The sequence below is a fragment of the Albidovulum sp. genome (assembly GCF_008933605.1).
Lineage (GTDB): Bacteria > Pseudomonadota > Alphaproteobacteria > Rhodobacterales > Rhodobacteraceae > Albidovulum.
In genome coordinates this window covers 1-1,769 of record NZ_WBUS01000293.1, presented here as the reverse complement: position 1 = coordinate 1,769, position 1,769 = coordinate 1, and the positions used below count along the sequence as shown (strand labels likewise).

Genomic DNA, 1,769 nt, shown 5'->3' with positions numbered 1-1,769 from the left:
CCTACGCGGCGGGACATTTCGGACGGATCGCGCTGGTCCACGGTCCCCACGTGTTTCCGGATACCAACGCCCACGGGCGCGGCGAATGCCCGGAGCCGCTCTACACCGTGGCGTTTTCCGCCGAGGACCTCTGGGGCGAGGCGGAGGCCCCGGGCGATGAGGTGACCCTCGATCTCTGGGAAAGCTACCTGGAGCGGGCATGACCGGCGCGCCCTCTCCCTCCCGCTTCGATGAACCCTGGCAGGCGCAGCTTTTCGCACTGACCGTCGCGCTGAACGAGGCGGGGCACTTCGGCTGGCCGGAGTGGACGCAGGCCTTCGGCGCCACCCTCAGGCGCCGCGGGACCGAGCGGCCGCAGGACGGCAGCGCCGACTACTACGCCGCCTGGCTGGAGACGCTGGAGGGTTTCCTCGACGCGACGGGGCATGCGCCCAAGGCGGAGGCGGCGCGGACCAGGGCGGCCTGGGAGGCGGCCTATCTGGCGACGCCGCACGGGCAGCCGGTCCGGCTCAGACCCTAGTCCAGGCGAAAGACCTTGTCGCGCGCCGTCGCGCCCCTGACGAGCGTCAGGCGGGACTTGGCGACGCCGAGAGCCTTGGCCAGAAGCGCCGTCACCGCCGCCGTCGCCTTGCCGCCCTCGGGCACGACGGTCACATAGACGCGGATCGCGCCCGCCTCGATCACGACGGCATTCCGCGACGCTTTCGGCGTCACGCGCACGGCGATCTCGGCGCCCGGGCGGGCAAGGTGCGAAAGGTCGGCCATGGCGCGACCCTAGCGCGGCCTGCCGCGCCGGGCCAGCCTTGCGCCGACGGCCCGGATCGGCATGATCGCGGCCGAGCAGACAGGAGCGTGCCCATGACCACCCCGAACCCCGCCGCGATGGAGTTCTTCCTGACCCGCCGGTCACGCCCGCCAAAGGTCCTGCGCCCGCCGGTGCCGACCGAGGCGGAGCTCCTGCCCATCCTGACGGCGGCAACACGGGTGCCCGACCACGGCAAGCTCGAGCCCTGGCGGTTCCTCGTGCTCGAGAAGCCGGCGCTTACCCGGATGGCCGGGCTGGCGCGAACGCGGGGCGCGGCGATGGGGCTGGCGCCCGAGCGGATCGAGAAGGGCGTGGCGCAGTTCACCGATGCCGACCTCATCGTTGCCGTCGTGATGGTGCCGCGCCCGACCGACAAGATCCCGGAGCTGGAGCAGATCCTCTCGGCCGGCGCGGTCTGCCTGACGCTCCTCAATGCGGCGCTCGCCTCGGGTTGGGATGCCTGCTGGCTGACCGGCTGGCATGTCCATGACGCGGCCTTCGCCCGCGAGGGGCTTGGCCTTGCCGCGGGCGAGCGGGTGGCGGGGCTGATCCATATCGGCACCGCCGCCTCCGTCCCGCCCGACCGGCCGCGCCCGGATGTCGGGGCGATCACCACCTGGGTCCGGGACTGACGCGGTGATCCTCGGCGACTTCCTGAAGGCCATCGGGCAGATCCATGACCGGCAGTTCCTCAAGGTCCTCGGGCTCGGCGTGCTGCTCGCGCTCGCGCTCCTCTCCGGGGCCTATGCGGTCGTGGCGACGCTCATCGGCTGGGCCGTGCCCGACACCTTCACCCTGCCCTGGATCGGCGAGATCACCTGGGTGGAGAGCCTCCTCAGCTGGGGCTCGCTCGTCCTGATGCTCGTGCTTTCGGTCTTCCTGATGGTGCCGGTGGCCTCGGCCTTCAGCGGGCTCTTCCTCGACGACGTGGCCGAGGCGGTGGAGGCGCGGCACTACCCCGCCC

5 protein-coding genes are annotated in these 1,769 nt (G+C 72.1%); 4 read left to right on the top strand and 1 reads right to left on the bottom strand.

Annotated elements, in window-relative coordinates:
* Together F9K34_RS18965 and F9K34_RS18960 are read left to right on the top strand one after the other, a co-directional pair.
* Positions 1-203 (top strand): SH3-like domain-containing protein (locus F9K34_RS18965; protein ID WP_291338650.1); only part of this gene is annotated, 203 nt, incomplete at its 5' end.
* Entirely contained in the window at positions 200-520 is a 321-nt protein-coding gene (locus F9K34_RS18960; RefSeq protein WP_291338649.1) for a nitrile hydratase accessory protein, read from the top strand. The genes F9K34_RS18965 and F9K34_RS18960, both read left to right, overlap by 4 nt.
* Here the strand turns inward: F9K34_RS18960 and F9K34_RS18955 are convergent.
* On the bottom strand, positions 517-765 hold the full coding sequence (locus F9K34_RS18955) for a DUF167 domain-containing protein (RefSeq protein WP_291338648.1): 249 nt from the start codon (positions 763-765) through the stop codon (positions 517-519). The genes F9K34_RS18960 and F9K34_RS18955 overlap by 4 nt on opposite strands.
* A gap of 93 nt (positions 766-858) precedes the next feature.
* On the opposite strand from F9K34_RS18955, the gene F9K34_RS18950 reads away from it, so the two are divergent.
* Positions 859-1,437 carry a nitroreductase family protein gene (locus F9K34_RS18950; RefSeq protein ID WP_291338647.1) on the top strand — a complete coding sequence of 193 codons (579 nt, stop codon included), beginning with the start codon at positions 859-861 and terminating at the stop codon, positions 1,435-1,437.
* Between the two features lie 4 nt (positions 1,438-1,441).
* Positions 1,442-1,769: EI24 domain-containing protein (locus F9K34_RS18945; protein WP_291338646.1), on the top strand; the 328-nt coding region annotated here is incomplete at its 3' end.